The 21,111-nt window shown below is 40.4% G+C and carries 13 protein-coding genes and 2 tRNA genes; 11 read left to right on the top strand and 4 right to left on the bottom strand.

All coding sequences use genetic code 11. The annotated features are described in order from the left end of the window. The first annotated feature begins 20 nt into the window (after positions 1-20). Positions 21-97 (top strand) — tRNA-Pro (locus tag ACZ42E_RS08195). A 167-nt stretch (positions 98-264) separates the two neighbouring features. Here the strand turns inward: ACZ42E_RS08195 and ACZ42E_RS08190 are convergent. The 4 genes from ACZ42E_RS08190 to ACZ42E_RS08175 form a co-directional block, all read right to left on the bottom strand. Further along, the gene (locus ACZ42E_RS08190; RefSeq protein ID WP_464891853.1) at positions 265-1,479 is read right to left on the bottom strand and encodes a hypothetical protein; all 1,215 of its coding nucleotides are present in this window, start codon (positions 1,477-1,479) and stop codon (positions 265-267) included. Further along, positions 1,479-2,654: a M20 family metallopeptidase gene (locus ACZ42E_RS08185; RefSeq protein WP_464893511.1), complete on the bottom strand. Its 1,176-nt coding sequence runs from the start codon at positions 2,652-2,654 to the stop codon at positions 1,479-1,481. The genes ACZ42E_RS08190 and ACZ42E_RS08185 overlap by 1 nt, the downstream gene beginning before the upstream one ends. 10 nt (positions 2,655-2,664) lie before the next feature. Beyond that, positions 2,665-4,017 (bottom strand): amidohydrolase family protein, encoded by a 1,353-nt coding sequence (locus tag ACZ42E_RS08180; RefSeq protein WP_464891852.1) that lies wholly within the window; start codon positions 4,015-4,017, stop codon positions 2,665-2,667. 97 nt (positions 4,018-4,114) lie between these two features. Then, complete coding sequence (locus ACZ42E_RS08175; RefSeq protein WP_464891851.1) at positions 4,115-5,683, bottom strand: PucR family transcriptional regulator; 1,569 nt, start codon at positions 5,681-5,683, stop codon at positions 4,115-4,117. 177 nt (positions 5,684-5,860) lie between these two features. Here ACZ42E_RS08175 and ACZ42E_RS08170 point away from each other — a divergent pair, with 177 nt between their 5' ends. From ACZ42E_RS08170 to yihA, 10 genes are all read left to right on the top strand, one after another. Next, a complete protein-coding gene (locus tag ACZ42E_RS08170; protein WP_464891850.1) occupies positions 5,861-8,179 on the top strand; it encodes a methyl-accepting chemotaxis protein in 2,319 nt (772 codons plus the stop codon). Positions 8,180-8,264: 85 nt separating this feature from the next. After that, positions 8,265-9,479 carry a tetratricopeptide repeat protein gene (locus ACZ42E_RS08165; RefSeq protein ID WP_464893510.1) on the top strand — a complete coding sequence of 405 codons (1,215 nt, stop codon included), beginning with the start codon at positions 8,265-8,267 and terminating at the stop codon, positions 9,477-9,479. 181 nt (positions 9,480-9,660) lie between these two features. Next, complete coding sequence (locus ACZ42E_RS08160; RefSeq protein ID WP_464891849.1) at positions 9,661-12,543, top strand: DUF7986 domain-containing protein; 2,883 nt, start codon at positions 9,661-9,663, stop codon at positions 12,541-12,543. A gap of 138 nt (positions 12,544-12,681) precedes the next feature. After that, positions 12,682-12,756, top strand: a tRNA-Gly gene (locus tag ACZ42E_RS08155). A gap of 160 nt (positions 12,757-12,916) precedes the next feature. After that, positions 12,917-14,236 (top strand): trigger factor, encoded by a 1,320-nt coding sequence (gene tig, locus ACZ42E_RS08150; protein WP_464891848.1) that lies wholly within the window; start codon positions 12,917-12,919, stop codon positions 14,234-14,236. Between the two features lie 85 nt (positions 14,237-14,321). After that, a complete protein-coding gene (gene clpP / locus ACZ42E_RS08145) occupies positions 14,322-14,924 on the top strand; it encodes an ATP-dependent Clp endopeptidase proteolytic subunit ClpP (RefSeq protein ID WP_464891847.1) in 603 nt (200 codons plus the stop codon). A gap of 24 nt (positions 14,925-14,948) precedes the next feature. Next, positions 14,949-16,199 (top strand): ATP-dependent protease ATP-binding subunit ClpX, encoded by a 1,251-nt coding sequence (gene clpX / locus ACZ42E_RS08140; RefSeq protein WP_464891846.1) that lies wholly within the window; start codon positions 14,949-14,951, stop codon positions 16,197-16,199. Between the two features lie 116 nt (positions 16,200-16,315). Continuing rightward, positions 16,316-17,986 (top strand): ATP-dependent protease LonB, encoded by a 1,671-nt coding sequence (gene lonB, locus ACZ42E_RS08135; RefSeq protein ID WP_464891845.1) that lies wholly within the window; start codon positions 16,316-16,318, stop codon positions 17,984-17,986. A gap of 136 nt (positions 17,987-18,122) precedes the next feature. Then, positions 18,123-20,447, top strand: coding sequence for an endopeptidase La (gene lon / locus ACZ42E_RS08130; protein WP_464891844.1), 2,325 nt, complete (start codon positions 18,123-18,125; stop codon positions 20,445-20,447). A 62-nt stretch (positions 20,448-20,509) separates the two neighbouring features. Further along, positions 20,510-21,094, top strand: a complete 585-nt coding sequence (yihA, locus tag ACZ42E_RS08125; RefSeq protein ID WP_464891843.1) for a ribosome biogenesis GTP-binding protein YihA/YsxC — start codon at positions 20,510-20,512, stop codon at positions 21,092-21,094. Positions 21,095-21,111 lie beyond the last annotated feature (17 nt).

Below are 21,111 nucleotides of genomic sequence, written 5' to 3'. Positions count from 1 at the left end.
GTTAAAATAAACACGCTGTCCGGGGCGTGGCGCAGTTTGGGAGCGCGTCTGATTTGGGATCAGAAGGCCGCAGGTTCAAGTCCTGTCGCCCCGACCATTTTTGCATGACAAGAAAATAGAAGAAACAAAAAGGGCTTTTATTGCAGTGGTAAACTGTGATAAAAGCCTTTTTATAATTTTGCAATATGCATAAAAAGAAGGCAAAGCTTAAAGCTTTGCCTTTTGTAAATGTTGGAGTCCAGTACAGGAGTATATAGCTCGGGTTTAAAACCAGGGAAGAGCTTTCATTACTACATAGACTATTATGGTAGTTACGGCCATGGAGGTTACATTGCCTATAGTAGGATGAAAGTCTTCGGGCAGTTTGCTGTTCAAGTATTCTGCATAAGGAGCGCCGATGATTCCGCTGAGAATTCCGGCAAAAAGTGCTACTGGTATACTTCCGCCAAATGCCAGTACGCAAGCTGGAGCTGAACTTACTACCGGAACAAAGGTAGCATACCAGCCTTTTTCTATCCACTTGTTAAAGTAGAGCAAGATACCAGTAGCAGAGCCGACAATCTGAGCCAGGATCATGGCTGGAAGCAACCCGGAACCGTAGGCAGGATGCTGGGTATTAAGAATAAAGTCGACAGTTACTCCTATCAGTAAAAAGAGGCCTGCGATTTCGTTACCATAAAATTGCGCTTCTGAAAAATCGGCCAGAATTCTTCTTATAAACCAGGAGGGTTTGGACATATCGCTGATTAATTCTTCCCTGGTTTTTTCTACTGCTGGCTTATCCAGTTTTTTGTAGGGTACTTTTTCCATCCAGGGAAGCACTTTGAATATCTGACATAATATGATACCTATCAGGGCCATGGTAGTAACATTGGCAACTACTACCGGCACTTCGACTACAGATATTACTTTAGTCATGAGCCAGAATGCTATAGGAAATGCTATAAAAGCCCCTAATATGGAACCGGTTATAAGAGCGCGCGGATTGGGGCCGTAAATTAACATCAAGGCAGGTGGGCCGCCTACTACGGTTATGAAAGTGGGCAGCCAGGTATATTCGTTAAAAAGATGGGTATAGTTCAAGAAATATAGAACAATAACCATCGATAGTACCTGGGAAGCAAAAACCCAGGGCCACATGTTGGTTCCATAACATATGCTGAACCCGGCCAGATGTGAATTTTTAACATCCAGACGCCAGGCTATAAAAGCACCGATTATTAAAAAGATGCCTGCAAATACTCCAGCGTAAAATTCAGCTTCTGTAAAGTCCATAAGCATCCACAAAAGCTTGTAGAAAGGATCACTGCCAGCTTTAGCTACGATTTGGTTATAGTTTAAGAAAGTTTGAAGGCTTTTTATGGAGTTAAGACCCCAGTATATAAGCAAACCAATAAATAAAGCCAGTACAAATCCAGTTATAGAACCAGCAGGGCGATTAAGAAAGCTGGATGAATTTTTGGCGTTAGCATCTGACATTATCTTTCCCCCCTTGCCAATATATAACAGATGTAAATTTGGGCAGCTTTTGCTATCGAATCAATTTGAATATACTCGTCTTTTTTATGAGCCATATGGTCATCACCAGGGCCTATAATTATAAAAGGTATATTTTTATAAGGTATGAGCTGGGAAGCATCGGTGTAAAAATGGATTCCAGTAAACTCAGGTTTGCTTCCATCGTCGCTTATGACTTTGGTCATTATTTGCACCAGAGTGCTGTCAGCAGCAGCCTGCAGAGGTGGACGGTTATTTTCTACCTCTACTTTTATATCCAGATTGGAATATTTATGAATAAACATATCAGCCAGCTTGTAGGCGGTGTTCAGGATTTCTTCATGGCTGTCGCCGGGGTTGGTGCGGATGTCTAAAGTAGCCTGGGCCTGATCGGGAATGATGTTAGTTTTAAATCCTCCCTTGAATTGAGTAACAGCTGCTGTTGCTTTGCCGAGCAGGGGATGTTTTTTTTCATGCTGGAGTATTTTTTGTTTTAGCTCATTTAAATAATTTATAAGATACTCTACTGCATTTACCCCTTCATCAGGGTGGGAAGCGTGGGAAGATTTGCCGCGGACTGTAATATTAAGCCACAGAGCCCCTTTTTCACATATGCCCATTTTGCAGTTGGAGGGTTCGCATATTACCGCTTCTATAGCGTCATCTAAATAGCCCTTGTCTCGCAAAGCTCTTATTCCCAAGCCAGTTGCTTCTTCATCGGCAGTAAAGCAGAATTTTAATGTGTAAGGCGGCATGATTTTGTTTTGTAAAAAATATTGCAAAGTGAGCAGCATGGCAGTTATGCCGCCTTTCATATCTGATGCTCCCCGGCCGTAAACGTAATTGTCTGCTATTATTCCTGAAAAAGGCTCAAAGGTCCAGACATCTTCTTTATTTACAGGTACTGTATCTATATGGCCGATGAAAGCCAGGGATTTTTCCTGGCATCTGCCTGGCAGTACAATAATAAGAGAAGACCTATTTTCTGTGTGATCGATAATTTCGTAGCTGATTTGGCTATCAGAGAGAAGGGAAAGTATGAGATTAACTATTTTTTTCTCTTCCCCTGGAGGATTGGAAGTATCGGTCTGGATAAGCTTTTGCAATATTCTCACATAGTCGGAGTTATTTATAAATTTTTTGATATCTGCAAACATTTTCACCACTCTAATCCTGGTAGGCTATGGCTGCCAGGTCACCTACTCCAGTTTTACGCACCATACCGAATTTGCTTATCCAGCCACCGGCTCCATGTCCTCTTCTTACAGCACGATTTTCAAAAGCTACTATTTCGCCGTTTACTATGGTATAAGTAGCCAGCTTATCATAAGGGTCGATAACCGTTATATTGGCCAGGGATCCTTTCCCTAAATGGCCGACTTCTTCTACCCACCAGCTGCATTCGGTCCTTTCGGCTATTAGCCGGGCCGGGTTACAGGTCATGGTAGCAATAGCATCTTTTAGAGACAGTACTCCGATTTCGGCCAGTTCCAGAAGAGCAGGGATATTGTCGCGGGTATCTCCAAAGCCTTTCATGGTCGCATCATTTTGTCCATCAGAAATAAGGATATTTACTATTCCTTTTTCCAGGGCATCATAAGCAAGTTTTTGCGCAGCTTCCGGCATGAGGAGACCTTCGCGGCTGCCCTGGCCTTTTCTGAGCATGGTAGTTACAAATTCTCCGCTTATGTGATCTTTTTTGCAGAGTTCAATAATTATTTCCATGCTCTCTACAGGATCCCCGTGTGTTCCGCAGCCGGCTGCGGTAGCATGTGCCAGATGAAGTGGACGGCCTTTGGAAAGACTGGCCAGACGCTCTGCGTGAGCAGGATCCTGGGTATGTGACATATATACCAGTTTGGCTTCGGATGTAATGGTAAATATTTTTTCAATATTTTCATCAGACATTATGAAATGTCCCATATGATCTTTAATACCGACTGTAAGGGGAGCGGTGGTGAAGGTGATGCGATTGCGGGTCATCTTGTTTAATCCGATTTCCTCGCTTAATTCGCCTTTAAAAAGCTGGATGAGCTCTTCCACTGAGAGCATGGTCCCCAGTACATTGGCAGCTCCCAGGTATACTCCCAGATTTATGGGAAGTCCCCGGTCAACTTCTGCTCCCAGGAGAGCAGGAGCCATAAAGGTATTGCCAGCTCCCGGCGATAACCCCATGGTTACTCCATCAGCAACTGCATTTTCGATAGGATGGGTACTTATTTCAAATAAATCGCCCAGGTGCAGGTGCATGTCAATTAATCCCGGCACAACCAGAAGATTTTCGCAGTTGATGACTATATCGCCTTTTTCTGGTTTTATATCTTGAGCAACTTCTGCAATGCGGTCCCTGATTATAGCAACATCTTTTACTTCTTCCACCTGGTTAGCGGGATCTATTACTTTCCCGTTTTTTAATATCATCCTTCCTGAGAAGCCCATTTTGCTTATCGGATCATGGAGCTGGCTGTTTTTTACTGAAGCCAGGGTATCCGGCAATGAACCTACTTTAGTTCTGTACATAATATTTTCCTCCTTTTTATGAATAATTTCACTAATTTGAGCTTAACAAAATTTATACATTATGTCTTTGTCCATAAAAGACAAAAAAAATCCGGATTTATATTCCGGGATGACAAGAAATTTCGTTTTTTATATGCCAAAGCTTTAAAGCCAGGGCCAGGTTTAATTTTTCTTCTGCATCTATCTCATTTATCCCCAGAAGTGAACATATTTTGTTAAATCTATATTTAATAGTGTTGTAGTGAAGGAACAATTCCCTGGCAGCTGCTTTAAGGTTCCAGTCGTTTTTGGCTATATACCATAAAGTGGGAAGCAGATCACTTTGGTTGTTTTTGTCATATTCGATAATTTTGTGTAGATATTTATTTTGGATTTCTTCCGCTATTTCGGTATGGCAGACACTTCCCAGTAATTTGTAGATTCCAAGCTCATCATAAAAAATAATTGTATTTCCTTTATACATGTTGCGACCAAGCTGTATGGCTTTCAGGGCATCCTGATAGCTTTTATGGGCCTCGGTTATACAGGGATAGAAATTGCCTATACCTATGGTAACAGTGAAACTGGTTTCTTCGGCTATTTTTTGCTTGATTTTATTGCAGGTCTCTTTTAAGTTGGCTTTTTTCTTATCCAGGTCTATTTCTGCTGTTTCTAAGAGAAATACTATGTTATCTGTGAAAGCCGTCCAGACTGCTTCCGGACAGCAGTAGTGAAAAGTATTTTTCGCAATTTTGAGGGCTTTCTCCTGAATATATTCAGGTTTTACATTTTTTTTCAGATATTGAGCTTTTAAGTTGTCGATATCTATTACCAAAACTATTATTCCTTCGGTGAATTTCCAGCCGTATATCTGGGCGCGGCTTAAAACTTCCTCCCGGGATTTAATGTTATTGAATATGATGTCATGAATAAATTGATCCCGGTAGCGGGTTTCAATCTGCCTTTGCAAAATTCTTTTCTGCAATTCGAGAATAAGGACGGTTACAGCATGTTCTACTGCTTTATTTTCATATTCATTAAGATTAAGGTTTTTATTCATATTTATTATTAGGTATCCGCAGGTGTTGTTGTTTACTATGACAGGATAAGATTTGTATTGATTTAAAATCTGGTTTATTGATTCAAGGTTAAGGTAAGAAAAAGAAGGAGTGATCCATATTTTGTTAAACTCAAGGTCTATATAGGCTATTTCCCTGCTGGTTATATCAGAAAGGGTGGCTATTATCTGCTGGGGATCACTCCCTTCTATTACCATGCGGGTAAATGAATTATGAATATTTTCAGATAGTTCCAGCAAGCGGGCCTGGTTGTTTACAATACGGCTTAAAACGGGATTTATAATGTCCGTAAATGCATATTTATTTGGAATATGGATAAGGGGTATCCCCAACTCGTCTGATTTTTGTATTACGGCTTCCGGCAACTTTTTTATAAAGCGGTCCAGTTTGATGCCCAAGGCAGCTGCTCCTGCATTGTTTATATTGGCAAGCAAATCCATGATTTCAAGGGGATTGTCGCGCATTATGTAGCCGGTAGTTATTAAAAATTCCCCGCCCTTCAGCCATTCATGTATATCAGGCGCATCCATGACGCTTACAGTAGTTACCCGACGGTTAATTCCGCTAACTCCAGCAATAATTTTAAAGTCAGGGAATATATCAAACATATTTTTGACTGTTAAGTGCAATTTATCACCTGCTTTCCTGATTTTTACTGTCTTTTAAGGGGGGTTAAGATGTGCTAAACACTAATTTAACATGAAAATAATATTAAATACATCTGAACATATGCTAAAATTAAATGGAAAATTAATGCATGATTAAGAAGAGAAGGGGAGAAGAGGATGCCAGGGTTCATGAACAGCATGAAGACAAGGATTATAATCTATCTGGTCTTATTTAATGTGATTATTTTTTCGATATTCTACTGGAATAATATGGCTCTGCAAAAAAAGCTTATAGACGACTTTGAAAAAGAATATGCGCTTAAGGTTATGGGGACTGTTGCTGACAGTGTGAAAAACGCGGAAGAGGAGGCGGTGATTCTTTCTGGTTCCCTTTTGGCGCATGAGGATATTATAAAGGCTTTTGCGGAACAGGATCGGGAAGGGTTGAAAGCTATAGCTGATCCTATTTTTAAAAGTTGGAAGGAAAAACATGGTGTATCACTTTTGGTTTTTGTAAATTCGGATGCTTCTGCTTTTTACAGGGCAAATTTACCGGAAAAATATGGAGATGATGTAAGCTTTCGCCCTGCCCTCATGAAGTCTATACAGGAGAAAAAACAGGTAGTGGCGGTAGAAAAAGGAGTGGCAGGCTATGGGATACGCTGTATCAATCCGGTATACTATAACAACAGGTTTATAGGGGTAATAGAGGTTGGCATGTCTCTGGAAGGAGAGTTGGGAGAAAGGCTTAGTAGGCTGGAGGGAGTATATGTAGTTAAAAACAGCGATGGGCAGGTTTTATGGCAGAAAGAAGAGGCTAAGCTGGAACTGTCAGATGAAGATAGGAAGAAGGTTTTGGCGGGAGAAACTTTTTATCGGGTAAGTGCGGATAAAAAATACCTGTTAACATTAATTCCTGTTAAAGATATTGAAGGCAAGGTAATAGCCTTTGTACAGGGAGAGGTTCCCCGGCAGGCTTTCCTGGCGGCAGAAGCTAAGGCTAAACAGAGGGCTTTGCTGGTTATAGTAATGGGGCTTTTATTTCTTTGTCTGGCTGCTTATATAGTCCTGCACAGTGTGTTTAAATATGTGGCTCCCCTTAAAGAAGTGATTGGGGAAGTTAGCGAAGGGGATTTGACCAAAGTTGTTGACATTACTTCCAAAAATGAAATAGGGATGATTGCTGAAGATTTTTCCCGGTTGCTTGAAAAAATCAAAAATGTTTTCTATGAACTTTTCCATGATACTTCTTCTCTTACTACCAATGCGTACTTTATGAATGATGTGGCAGGTTCGGCAGTTTTTAAGCTTAAAAGGAGCATAGAAGAACTGGAAAGTATAGGATTAAGGCTCAAGGAAGCAGGTGAAAACCTGAAAGAAGCAGATGCGGGGGTAGAAGAGATTGCAGGTGCTTCCCAGATGGTGGCAAAACAGACCCAGCATATGCAGGAGGCTTACCTCAAACTGGCTGATGATGCCCGGAAAGGGAAAGAAGATATTGGACAGATAAAAGAAGTGATAAATACCCTGGAAGTAAGGGCAGAAAAAGCAGTAGAAAAGGTGAGGGAACTTACTTCTATATCCAATGATATTGGACAGATTACCGATACTATTATGGCAGTATCTGAACAAACCAATCTTCTGGCCTTGAATGCAGCTATTGAATCAGCCAGAGCTGGCGAACACGGAAGAGGTTTTGCGGTAGTCGCGGAAGAAATCCGCAAGCTGGCGGAAGAAACCGCAGGCTATACCAAACAGATAAGCAGCCTTATTGAGCGGGTACGGGCTAACATTAACAGTTTTGTAGTAGAGATTGAATCAGTAGGGCTGGCAGTAAGGGAAAGCGGCAGGATAACCGAAGGAGTAGTAAAGAGTCTGGAAAGTATAATTAATAATATTGTGGCGGTAGAAGGAAGCATACTTGATATCAGCAGCGCTGTGGAAGAACAGAGTGCTTCCTCGGAGGAGATTTCTGCAGTAGTAAATGAGGTAAGTTCAGCAGTGACTTCTCTTATCTCTGCTTTGGCAGGGCAGATCAGGGAAGCGGAAAACCGTATAGGGGATTTCGAAGAACTCATCAAAGTTATTGAGGAAACCAACAACATATCTGACCGTTTGCGTGGAATATTAGCCCAGTACAAGCTGCCTCCGGAGGTAGTTCTCGACCAGGTGAAGCAGGATCATCGGGGATTTGTAAAGAAACACGAGTTTATTGTAGAACATAATCTGTATATAGATCCGGAAACTATATTTGACCATGAACAGTGCCGGCTGGGTAAATGGATTAAGAATGTGCAGGATGAGAGGATACTTGGGGCATTTTTTGAATATGTAGATAAACCGCATAAAGAACTGCATGGTTTGGCCAGAGAAGCGGTAAGGCTGAACAATGAAGGAAAAAGAGATGAGGCAAAGCGTAAGATTGAAGAGATGGAAGAAGTTTCACGGGCAGTTATAGCAGGTATAGACAAGTTATTGGAAATCATTAGCAAATAAATTAATAAATGGAAGGAATTGGCACCACCTTTGTGGAAATAGTTATCCTGATAAACTATGAAACAAGGGTGGTGTAATTTTGCTGATGAAAAGCTGTGTTAACAGCCAGGTAGAGATCTGGCGAGGGCAGATTTTAGAGATGCTTTGCAGCCAGGATATAAGCGGGGCGGTGAAAAGGTTAAAGGAAGCTTTGCTGGCCAATTCTAGAGATGTAACTATTCTTAACCTGATGGCTAATTGCTGTTATATTCTGGGAGAGTTTGCCGGTGCTGAGTGGTACTGGAACGAAGTTTTAAAGTTTGAACCTGCCAATAAAATTGCCAGGAGCAAGTTAAAGAATATTAAAAATCCCGCTTTTGGGTTCTGGCTTAAACGTTATTATAAAGCTCTGGATTTAATACAGGTTCGAGAGTATGAACAGGCTAAAGATATTTTAGAGGAACTCCTTAAGGAAAATGATGGATTTGTAAGCATATACAAGTTTTTAGGCATCTGTCATAAGGAACTCGGGGAAGACGAAAAAGCTCTTAAGATGTGGAGGCAGGGGCTTAAGCTGGACAAGAATAATGAAGAACTGCACAGTTTTATTGCCCAGTCCCTGGCCAGGAATGATAAGGGTTTGGCTTATTTCAAGCAAGATAGGAAAGAAAAGAAGGTAAGGGAATTTTCACCTTATTTGCCTTCAGGCAAAAACCGGATTGCCTGGGCGGTTTCCGGGATCATAGCTTTGGCTTTAGGTGTGCAGATTATTTCATCAGTAGATAACCGGGATTCATATAGAACAGATATTGATAAAGCTGCTGTATCGGGAACGGTTGTTGACGGTAAGAAAGAAAAAGCAGGTAATGCGGTACCTGTTTTGAGTACTGTACAGGCAGCGGATAAAACGGATGGGAATGCCAAAAAAGAGGAAATATATTCCAATAAAGATAATGAGATTTATTATTATACACAGGGATATAAATTATATAAAAAAGGGGATTTGAAGAATGCAGCTGTGCATTTTGAAAAGGTGGTAGCCATAAATTCGCACAGTTATATAAATCGGGAAGCGCTGTATTATTTGGCGCGGGTTTGCTATATCCAGAACGATTATAACCGTGCGGAGCAGTATTATCTTACCTATTTAGATTTATTTCCCGGATCTAACTACCATGATGAGAGCCTTTATTATCTGGCGGCGTTATATTATAAGAAAGGGGATATTGATAAGGCTGAACAGATGCTGAAGAGGCTCAAGGAACTTTTTCCTAATAGTGGTTATATTACAAGTGATTTATATAAAAAAATTATGCAATGATAAAAAAAGTTAAGGGGCTGCTGTTTTTGTGTTGAGGGCAGGACCCCTGTTTTATTTTTCTTAAAATAAATATACAAATTATTATAAAATTTGTTATCATGGAAGTAGAATATTATATCATTTTGTTATAATAATCTTTTATTGTCATAAAGCTGAGGGAGGAGTATTGGGGGGGTCTTGTATGACCAGGCTGGATGGACCAGATGCCCATATTTATAGTGAAAATAAGGGATATGATGTAAAACCGTGTTTTGTTAGTGAATGCTTGGTAATTCATTTTCCATTGGGCAAAAAAAATCAGTATGGAAAGTATCTGGAAAATGCTATAAATAATCTCACTACTTATGCCAGGAGTTACTATTATAACTGGGAAAGAAGTGCCAGGGATAGGTTTATGTCTTATACGCAGAATACAGAGATAGATGAAAAAATGAATCAGGTTTTCTGGCTGTGGTATTTGACTAATTACAGATTTTACCGTGATGTATCACCTATTATCGATTTTTACTTTGTTGAATATGAAGACAGGTTTGATGAGAAGATGAAGGAGGTTTTGCGGGCTTTAAAAAGGTCTTACCTGTCTGTTTACCAGGTAGAGTGGATTAGGAATAATACGGTGGCGATAAGGGATATATTTTGCGGCAAAGAGTTTGTTATAGAGAGAAATTTTGGTGATGTGACCAAATTTGTAGGAGAAGGGGATCTTCTGCTTTTAAGGCTTGTCCAGATAAATAATGCAGTAATAGCAGCTGGCAAAACAGTAGTTATTTCTTCAGAAAATAAAGAGTTTTTATGTGAAGAGATAAATTCACATCGTATACATGGGCAGATTAATGATATGGAAGTTTTCTTGCGGGAGTATGGGGAGATTTTATGCGGATTGGTGATGGATTTAAGTTTAGGGATAAGAAAAAATAGTATAAAGAGCCGGAGTTTTTGCTGGAAACAGGGTAATAGAGATGAAATGATAAGGCTGTTTAAAAAAAATAATTTTGTTGTTCTTGATAGAGGTTATAAGTATATAAAAATGGCCTGTAAAGAAAGTGATAATAGTTTCAAAAGGATTTATCTGGGCAAGAGTTTGCTGCTTATTGTTGCTGAAAATAAAAGCTGTTTAGATTTGCTGACAGACAAGGTTAATGAGATAATCAGCAGATCTGATTTTAAAGGCGAATGGAGCGAAGGTTTTAATTTTACTGATGCGGAAGAAGCTGAGGAAATATTAGGGGAAATAATGAATGATAAGCATCTGGAAAACTGGCTTAATACTCCTAAACGGGAATTAGATAATATGAGCCCTTTGGAAGCAGCAGGCAGTTTGCGCGGGAGGGCTTTGCTGGAACAGCTTCTGGATGAGCTGGAATTGGCAGAAGTTAAGGCCAAAAGCCTGGGAGAGTATTGTCTTTCTGTAAACGTTATAAGAAAAAAACTTAATCTGGATAAAAGCAGGATTGGGAAAGAAATCCTTGATACAGAGGCGCTGGCATTAAGAGTGGCAAAATTCAGGGCTAGACAGGAAGTAACTCCTTATGTAGCGGCTTATACCTGGATTAATGAGTCTTATCGCCAGGTGGCAGCAGCATTTTATAGATTGTATTATCATATTCCAGAAGAGAGAAATAAGCTGGCCTGGATAGTTTTTATGTGGAATGAATTTTCAAGTATTTTTAAGCCTTATGTTTATAAAATGGAATGGTGGATGGCGGCATTGGAATATGCTTATGCCGAACTGTCAGGGAATAAGAACTGTTTTTCGAAAGTTGGCAAAAGATTTGGAGTGGCGAGCAGCTTAATAAGAAAAAATTCCGGGGAGATAATTCGCCATTTTACTCAATATCCCCTTGATTTTTCGCTTTCACTTGCCCAGTATCCCCGTTTTGAGGAGCTTGATGAGGGGGATAAGATAAGGGCTTATGAAGAAATTTGGACTTATTTGCAGATTTTTAAAACTACTATTGAAAAGGGAATAAAAAGCAAAGAGGAGGAATATAGGGAAGATTTTTATAATTTTATAGATGAAAATCGCAAGTTCTGGAATAAAAACTTTCAAGCTACCTACAGACAATTTTGGCAAAGGGCTGTACTGCTCGATTGTATGGATGAAAATAATAGAACAATAGCTAATGCTTTTTGGGATATGCATGCCTTTATGTTTCCGCCCCACTTAAAGACGGCTGCTTTTAACCTTATGATGAGTTATGTGGGAGCTTACTGGGTAAAGGTTTTGAATTCGGCTGAAATATGGCTGGAAGATATTTTTACCGGCGAAAAATATAAAATATATGGAGTAGTAGATGGAAGATTAAAAGAGAAGATAGTCCCAGGCATGATATGTATAACCCGTTTGCTTCCCTTAAATGAAAGTTTTTGGCTTTTTCCCCCTATTTTTATAGTGATGCCTGAACTTACTGAATCATTTATGGCCAAGGTACCTGTGTTTCTGGAAGAATATAATCCTTATGATTTAAGTGATTTTAATTATCTTAAAGCAAGAGGAAACATACTTCTCAAATCTTATTTAATAGCTTTGGATGAAATGGAACAAAATACTTTGAATCTGATTAACCAGCCTCTGGAAATTTCCTGGCAGGTAGGGGAAATCATAGACTCTTCTAAAGCTTTGAAACAGCTCAAAAATTACAGCAAATTCCAGTTATTAGAGCAAAAAGGGGACAATGCATCTTTTCTCTGGATAACTTTTTCTCCTGATCAAAATTACCAATGGGGATATGTGATCATTATCAACAATAAGATTTTTTTTACTATTCCCCCGGGCAAAGATAAGAATAAGCTAATCAGGGATATACGCAGGGCTTTGAAAGGAGAAGACATAGTAATTTTTTTCCAGGATTATAAAGGAAGTTTGGCAAGCCTCAAACGTCTGGAAACTTACATGGTAGGGCATTTGGCTAGATTTTTTAACCGGTATCCGGAAATGTCTCTGGCTCTTCTTAGGCAAGATGATTTAGGTGATGAAGAATTGGAGATGAAACAGGGAATTTTTCTTTTAAAGCTGGGGGCCAGGCTTATGGAATGTTTGAAAGAAGAGGAAATTTCAAATTAATTATTTTAAGGTCAGTGATTTAAAAATTTTTGTCTATGGCAATAATGATTATAGATGGTGTGCTTTATAAAAAATATGGCCAAGGCTCTTGACTAAAAGGGGAATAATTATATATCCTTATAAAGGAGACAATCGAGTGCGGAAGTGGCTCAGTGGTAGAGCATCGCCTTGCCAAGGCGAGGGCCGCGGGTTCGAATCCCGTCTTCCGCTCCATAAAGAAAAAAGTACCTCGGCATAAGCCGAGGTGTTGTGTTTTTAATAAAATTAGGGTAAATTCTTTAAGAGGGCTTTTTAGTATGTAAGGGTAAATATACTCTAAGCCTTTGATTCAATATTTATTTAATCTAAATATTATCGGTTAGGAGGAGCATAAATGGAGGCCAGATTAGAAAAGATAGAAAACAGTGAGGCATGCATACAGATTGAGGTGGATGCGGAAAAGCTGGAAGAAGGTTTGCAGTATGCCTACCGCAAAATAGTAAAGAAAGTTTCTATTCCAGGATTCCGTAAAGGGAAAGCGCCCAGACCCCTTCTGGAAGCCTACTATGGCAAGGAAATTCTCTATCAGGATGCTCTGGAATATATAGTTCCTGACGCTTATGAAAAAGCTTTAGAAGAACTTAATATTGAGCCTATTGCAGAACCTGACTTTGAAATAGGTGAGATCGAGGCAGGAAAACCTTTTACTTTTAAGGCTATTGTTCCGGTAAAACCGGAAGTTAAACTTGGCAACATAGAAGGCTTAGAGATAGAAGTACCTGAATTGGTAGTAACAGAAAAAGAAGTGGAAAAGAGCCTTGACAATTTACGGTCAAGTTATGCTGAGCTGGTAACTAAAGTTGATGAACCGGCTGAATTGGGGGATACCGTAGTTATTGATTTTGAAGGATTTATAGGTGATGAACCGTTTGCTGGAGGCAAAGGAGAAGATTATCCGCTGGAATTAGGATCCAAGACTTTTATTCCAGGTTTTGAAGAACAGCTGGTAGGAGCCAGGGCAGGAGAGACAGTAGAAGTAAATGTAACTTTCCCTGAAAATTATCATGCAGAAGACCTGGCAGGGAAAGAAGCTCGTTTTGTAGTTAAGGTAAATAAAGTGGAAACTAAAAAATTAAAGGAATTAAATGATGAGTTTGCTCAGGAAATAAGTGAATTCAATACCTTGGAAGAATTAAAGGCCGACATAAGAAAGAGGCTTGAAGAAACTGCGGAAAGACAGAAGAAGGAAATAATGAAAAATGAAATAGTGGAAAAGCTTTTAGAAGTGTGTGAACTTACTGTACCTAATGCCGCAGTTGAAGATCAGGCCAGAAGGATGATGCAGGAATTTGAACGGAATCTTTATATGCAGGGGCTTAATCTGCAGGCCTATTTTAATGCCTTGAATATTACCGAAGATGAATTTATGCAGGATATTCGGCCGGAAGCTGAAAAGAGAGTAAAAACCAACTTTATTTTGGAAAAAATTATAGAAGAAAAAGGTTTTGAGGTTACCGATGAAGAAATAGATAAGGAAATAAAAGAAATGGCAGAAAATATGGGCATGGAATTTGAAAAGGCTAAAGAAACCTTTAAGGGGATGAGGGAAAGAATGGCCTATGCCCTTAAAGTGGACAAGGTTTTTGACTACTTAATAGATAATGCTAATGTAAAGGTTAAGCAGCCAGAGGAAAGGGAAGAAAAATCGGAGTAAAAAAATTATAGGGTAAAGAATAATATAGTTTGTAAGCAAAACGCATAATCATAAAATGTGTGCTGTTTAGAAAGGGGTGGAGCAGATGTCTTATCTGGTTCCTATGGTAGTAGAACAGACGAACCGCGGAGAGCGAGCCTATGATATTTATTCCAGGCTATTAAAGGATCGTATAGTGTTCCTTGGCAGTGCAATAGATGATACAGTGGCTAACCTGGTAATAGCCCAGCTGCTTTTTTTGGAAGCTGAAGACCCTGATAAGGATATATATCTCTATATAAACAGCCCAGGCGGATCTATAAGCGCAGGAATGGCCATTTATGATACCATGCAGTATATAAGGCCTGATGTTTGTACTATATGTGTAGGATTGGCTGCCAGCATGGGGGCGTTTCTTTTAGCAGCAGGCACAAAAGGGAAAAGATATGCTTTGCCAAATGCGGAGATTATGATTCATCAGCCGCTGGGAGGAGCTCAAGGACAGGCAACCGATATAGAAATTCATGCTCGCCGTATACTGAAGATGAAAGATTCTCTAAACCGCATACTGGCAGAACGGACCGGGCAGAAGCTGGAAAAAATACAGCAGGATACGGAAAGGGATTATTTTATGACTGCTCAGGAAGCCAAGGAATATGGTATTATTGACGAGGTGATAACTAAAGCTAAAAAAGCTAGCTCTAAATAGCTTTTTTAAAGAAGAGGTGAAGTTATGCATAAATACGGGGACGAAAGAGGCCAATTAAAATGTTCATTTTGTGGGAAAAGCCAGGATCAGGTTAAAAAACTGGTGGCAGGACCTGGTGTATATATCTGTGATGAGTGTATTGAGCTTTGTAATGAAATAATTGAGGAAGAACTGGCCGATGATTTTGATTTTGAACTGGGAGATATTCCAAGGCCGCAGGAAATAAAAGCTATACTTGATGAGTATGTCATTGGACAGGAAAAGGCGAAAAAAGCTCTGGCAGTAGCAGTTTATAATCATTACAAGCGTATAAACCTGGGGAATAAGTTAGATGATGTTGAACTGCAAAAGAGCAATATTTTGCTCCTGGGTCCGACTGGCAGCGGAAAAACCCTGCTGGCTCAGACTTTGGCCAAAATTTTGAATGTTCCTTTTGCTATTGCTGATGCTACTTCTCTTACCGAAGCTGGATATGTTGGGGAAGATGTAGAGAACATTCTTTTAAAACTTATCCAGGCGGCTGATTATGATATAGAGAAGGCAGAGAAAGGCATAGTATATATTGATGAAATAGATAAGATAGCCCGTAAAACGGATAACCCCAGCATTACGCGAGATGTTTCCGGGGAAGGGGTACAGCAGGCTCTGCTTAAGATACTGGAAGGGACTATTGCCAGTGTTCCTACCCAGGGAGGGCGCAAACATCCGCATCAGGAGTTTATACAGATTGACACTACTAATATTTTATTCATATGTGGAGGAGCATTTGAGGGCATCGACAAAATTATTCAGCAGCGTATAGGACAGAAGAGCATAGGTTTTGGGGCTGATATAAAGAGTAAAGAAGAAAAGAAAATTGGTGAGATTTTAGAAATGATTCTGCCGCAGGATCTTTTGCGCTATGGGCTGATTCCAGAATTTGTTGGCCGAGTTCCCATAATAGTTACTCTTGATGCTTTAGATAAACAAGCATTGATTAGAATTCTTACTGAGCCCAAAAATGCTATTGTAAAACAGTACAAGAAGCTGTTTGAGCTGGATGGAGTTGAGCTTGAATTTACTGAAGATGCACTGGATGCAGTAGCTACGGAAGCTCTAAAGCGGAATACCGGAGCTAGAGGGCTCAGAGCCATTATAGAGGATATTATGCTCGATGTTATGTATGAGGTTCCTTCCCGTGCTGATGTGACGAAAGTGGTAATAACCAAAGAAGTTATTGAAAAAAAAGAAAAGCCTTTGCTGGTTACTATAGATGCCAAAAGAAAAGTCAATTAATTTAAAATGAGGAAAAGGTAGCAGGCGCTACCTTTTTTTACTTGTGCTTTTTTTTCATTCCTTGGGGAATTAGCGGGGATAATATTAAAAAATTCCTTAAGGAAAGGAAAAAATTTATGAATGAATTTTTTATAAAATATGGCGGGGTTTTATATTTAGTCCAGCTGTTTTTGGCTGTAATAATAGGGATTTATTTTTGGACTCTCCTTAAAAATCAGCAGAGTAAAAAGGTTATTGTATCAAGAGAATCAGAACGGGAAAGCTTGAAACTGAAAAAAATGCGCAGCATAAAGCTTACTGAACCTTTGTCCAGTTTGACCAGGCCTACCAGCTTGGAAGATGTTATAGGACAGGAAGAAGGCATAAGCATTTTAAGGTCTGCTCTTTGTGGGCCTAATCCCCAGCATGTGATTATTTATGGCCCACCGGGAGTGGGAAAAACAGCAGCTGCCAGGCTGGTTCTGGAGGAAGCCAAAGCCAACCCTTTATCTCCGTTTGGCAAAGATGCTAATTTTGTAGAAGTAGATGCTACGATTACCCGTTTTGATGAAAGGAATATTGCTGATCCCCTTATTGGTTCCGTACATGATCCTATTTATCAAGGAGCCGGAGCTATGGGAGTGGCAGGTATTCCTCAGCCCAAACCCGGTGCCTGTACCAGGGCTCATGGCGGAATACTTTTTATTGATGAAATAGGCGAGCTGCATCCTATGCAGATGAATAAACTTTTAAAGGTTTTGGAAGACCGCAAGGTTATCCTGGAAAGTGCTTATTATAACGAAAATGACCGTAATATTCCTCCCCATATTCATGATATTTTCCAGAATGGACTACCGGCTGATTTCAGGCTGGTAGGCGCTACTACCCGCATGCCGGAGGAACTGCCGCCTGCCCTCAGGTCACGCTGTGTAGAAATCTTTTTTAAACCCCTGGAAAAGGAGCATATAAAAATTATAGCCTCTAATGCCGCTTCCAAAATTTCTTTTGAACTTGAGGAAGAAGCCTTGCAGGAAATAGTCAAGTATGCCAGTAATGGACGGGAAGCGGTAAATATGGTCCAGCTTTCCGCAGGGATAGCTATGATGGAAGGAGAGAAAAAGATAGATGCAGGAATAATAGAAAAGGTTTTAAATAATGGAAGATTTTCGCCCCGAATAGATGTAAAGCCTTCTGATATACCGAGGGTAGGAGTGGTTAATGGATTGGCTGTTTACGGTGCCAATGTGGGAACTTTAATAGAAATTGAAGCTTCCGTATTCCCGGCTTTAAAAGGGAAAGGGGAAGTAATAGTTACCGGGGTAGTAGAAGAAGAACAGGTGGAAAATGGAAGCCGCAAAATAAGGCGCAAGAGCATGGCCAAAGGCGCTGTGGAAAATGTGCTTACCGTATTAAAAAGCGGATACAACCTTAACATCCGGGATTATGACATTCATATAAATTTCCCGGGAGGGATTCCCGTAGATGGGCCTTCTGCGGGAGTAAGCATAGCCGTGGCTGTTTATTCTTCTATGTTTAAAATTGCTGTAGACAATACAGTTGCTATGACTGGTGAGGTTTCAGTACATGGAAGAATAAAACCGGTAGGCGGGGTAATAAGCAAGATTGAAGCAGCCAGACGCGCCGGAATAAAGAAAGTGATAATACCTGCAGACAATTGGCTGGGTATTTTTGATGAATTTCCGGAGTTAGAGGTTATACCGGTGCAGAAACTTGATGAAGTATTTAAGATAGCTTTGCTCCCTGAAAAAACAACTGTTTTAAGGGAATATAATTCGTTATCTTTTTGAAAGGAAAGGTATTGCTTGTGACAGCTTATCTTTATATAGTAGGTAATAAAATAAAGAATTTGTTCTGGATTAAACAGGAATTATTGCGCAGTGTATCCACTTGTAGTAGAATGTATTTGCTTGGGAGGTGTTATAGTTGCAGCAAGAAAATGCATACCGGATTATGCCGATGCTTCCGCTACGGGGAGTATTAGTTTTCCCTTATACTGTCATACATCTGGATGTAGGAAGAAAGAAGTCGGTTAATGCTATAGAAGAGGCTATGATGGTTGATAAAGAAATATTTCTGGCGACGCAAAAAGACGCACAGAATGATGACCCTTATGAAGATGATGTTTATCATATAGGGACGATTGCTGAAGTACGGCAGATATTAAAGATGCCGGGCGGAACCATGCGCATACTGGTAGAAGGGATATGCCGGGCCCAGGTTAAAGAATTTATAGCTATGGATCCCTATATAAAGGTGAAAGTGGAGGAGTTTAAAGAGAATAACCTGGAAAAAGATGCCGAAATCGAAGCCTTGATGCGTACATTGGTTTCCCAGTTTGAACAGTATGTGCGGATGAGCAAGAAAATTCCTCCGGAAACCGTAATATCAGTAGTGGCTATTGAGGAGCCAGGAAGGCTGGCAGATGTAATTGCTTCTCATTTAACCCTGAAAATAGATGAAAAACAGAAGATACTGGAAGCTCTTGATGTAAATGAACGTCTGGAATATCTCTGCGAAATTTTAGCCAAAGAAATGGAAGTTCTGGAGCTGGAAAGAAAGATAAATATCCGCGTACGCAAGCAGATGGAAAAGACCCAGAAGGAGTACTATTTAAGGGAACAGATGAAAGCTATTCAGAAAGAGCTGGGAGAAAAAGACGAGAAGGGCGCAGAGATTGAGGAATTAAAAGAAAAGATTGAAAAGGCTAACTTGCCCAAACATGCGCGGGAAAAAGCGTATAAAGAACTGGAGAGGCTTGAAAAGATGCCACCTATGGTGGCAGAGGCAGTAGTGGTAAGGAATTATCTGGATTGGCTTTTATCCCTTCCCTGGTCGGTAGAAACCAGGGATCGGCTGGATATAAAAGCAGCTGAGGATATACTGGAGAAAGAACATTATGGCTTAAAAAAGCCCAAGGAAAGGATTATAGAATATCTGGCCATTCGCAAGCTGGCTAAGAAGATGAAAGGGCCCATACTGTGCCTGGTTGGCCCTCCGGGGGTAGGAAAAACTTCTCTGGGAAGGTCGGTTGCTCATGCCTTAAATCGTAATTTTGTACGCATATCGCTGGGCGGGATAAGGGATGAAGCGGAAATAAGAGGGCATCGGCGTACTTATGTTGGTTCTATGCCGGGAAGGATTTTGCAGGGAATGAAACAGGCAGGCTCAAAAAATCCCGTTTTTCTCCTGGATGAAATAGATAAGATGACTATGGATTTTAGAGGAGACCCTGCTTCTGCTTTATTGGAGGTTTTAGATCCTGAGCAGAACAACAGCTTTAGCGATCACTACCTTGAGATACCTTTTGATCTTTCCAAGGTCATGTTTATAACAACTGCTAACTCTGTACACAATATTCCGCGTCCTTTGCTGGACCGTATGGAAATAATAGAACTGGAAGGATATACCGAAGAGGACAAAGTGCATATTGCCATGGATTATCTTATACCTAAACAGATAAAAGAGCATGGCCTGAAGGATACTAATATATCTTTTAGTGAAGGGGCTGTGCGCAAGATAATAAGAGAATATACAAGGGAAGCTGGTGTCCGCAATTTGGAACGCCAGATTGCAGCCATCTGCCGCAAAGTAGCCCGTAAAGTAGTAGAAAACGGGGACTATTATGCTAATATAACCGCAAGCAGTGTGGTAAAGATGCTGGGGCCTGAAAAGTATCGCTACGGGACGGCAGAAAAAGAAAATCAGATAGGGGTAGCTACTGGTCTGGCCTGGACCGAGATGGGAGGGGATATTTTAGCTGTAGAAGTAGCCCTGCTTAAAGGGAAGGGAAATCTAACCCTTACCGGAAAACTGGGGGATGTAATGAAGGAATCTGCACAGGCAGCCCTTACTTATGTGCGTTCAAGGGCAGAAGCGCTGGGGATAAGCGATGAGGTAAGGGACAGCTATGATGTACACCTTCATGTTCCAGAAGGGGCTATCCCCAAAGATGGTCCGTCAGCAGGTATTACTATCGCTACTGCTTTGGCCTCAGCTATGTCAGGAAAACCGGTCAGAAGTGATGTGGCCATGACGGGAGAGATAACATTGCGGGGCAGGGTGCTTCCGATTGGCGGTGTAAAGGAAAAAGTTCTGGCTGCTCACCGGGCTGGTATTAATACAGTTATTCTGCCAGTAGAAAACAAAAAAGACCTGGAAGAAGTTCCGGTTAATGTAAAGAAAAAGATGCGGTTTGTACTTGTAGAACATATGGATGAAGTTTTAAAAGAGACTTTAGCCGAAAAATAGAAGTAAAGACCAGGTTTAAGGCCTGGTCTTTAGATTAAAATGTGTTTAAAAGGTGATAGAAAATGCTGCAGATCAAAAAAGCAGATTTTAGGGGTGCTTTTGTAGATTTGGATAAGCTGCCCAAAGGGGAATATCCGGAGATAGCGCTGGTAGGCAGGTCTAATGTAGGAAAATCTTCTCTTATCAATAAAGTTGTAAATCGCAGAAATCTTGCCAAGTCCAGTTCAAGTCCTGGAAAAACGCGCACCATAAATTTTTATATGATAAATGACAGCTGGTATTTTGTAGATTTACCTGGTTATGGCTTTGCTCAAGTTTCCAAACAGGAAAGATTGAAATGGAAAAGAATGATAGAGGGCTATTTGAGCAGTAGAGAGCAGCTTAAAGGAGTAATTCAACTTCTGGATATAAGGCATGAGCCTACGGAAAATGATGTTTTGATGAAAGAATGGCTTATGTATCATCAAGTTCCGGTTTTAATGGTAGCTACCAAAGCAGACAAGATTTCAAGAGGCGCCAGGCACAAACATTTACAGCAGATAAGAAGAACATTAGGGTTGGGCGAGCATGATATTTTAATACCTTTTTCCGCGGAAACTGGTGAAGGGGTAAATGAGGTTCTGGCAGCTATAGAGGAAATTTTATAAAAATAAAAGGCCGGGAC

The organism is Thermosyntropha tengcongensis (genome assembly GCF_055381335.1).
This window is presented reverse-complemented; position numbering and strand designations above follow the sequence as displayed.

Coding starts and splice junctions, on each gene's coding strand:
- ACZ42E_RS08190 (WP_464891853.1), bottom strand. CDS start 1,479: ATGTCAGATGCTAACGCCAAAAATTCATCCAGCTTTCTTAATCGCCCT.
- ACZ42E_RS08185 (WP_464893511.1), bottom strand. CDS start 2,654: ATGTTTGCAGATATCAAAAAATTTATAAATAACTCCGACTATGTGAGA.
- ACZ42E_RS08180 (WP_464891852.1), bottom strand. CDS start 4,017: ATGTACAGAACTAAAGTAGGTTCATTGCCGGATACCCTGGCTTCAGTA.
- ACZ42E_RS08175 (WP_464891851.1), bottom strand. CDS start 5,683: ATGTTTGATATATTCCCTGACTTTAAAATTATTGCTGGAGTTAGCGGA.
- ACZ42E_RS08170 (WP_464891850.1), top strand. CDS start 5,861: ATGCCAGGGTTCATGAACAGCATGAAGACAAGGATTATAATCTATCTG.
- ACZ42E_RS08165 (WP_464893510.1), top strand. CDS start 8,265: ATGAAAAGCTGTGTTAACAGCCAGGTAGAGATCTGGCGAGGGCAGATT.
- ACZ42E_RS08160 (WP_464891849.1), top strand. CDS start 9,661: ATGACCAGGCTGGATGGACCAGATGCCCATATTTATAGTGAAAATAAG.
- tig (WP_464891848.1), top strand. CDS start 12,917: ATGGAGGCCAGATTAGAAAAGATAGAAAACAGTGAGGCATGCATACAG.
- clpP (WP_464891847.1), top strand. CDS start 14,322: ATGTCTTATCTGGTTCCTATGGTAGTAGAACAGACGAACCGCGGAGAG.
- clpX (WP_464891846.1), top strand. CDS start 14,949: ATGCATAAATACGGGGACGAAAGAGGCCAATTAAAATGTTCATTTTGT.
- lonB (WP_464891845.1), top strand. CDS start 16,316: ATGAATGAATTTTTTATAAAATATGGCGGGGTTTTATATTTAGTCCAG.
- yihA (WP_464891843.1), top strand. CDS start 20,510: ATGCTGCAGATCAAAAAAGCAGATTTTAGGGGTGCTTTTGTAGATTTG.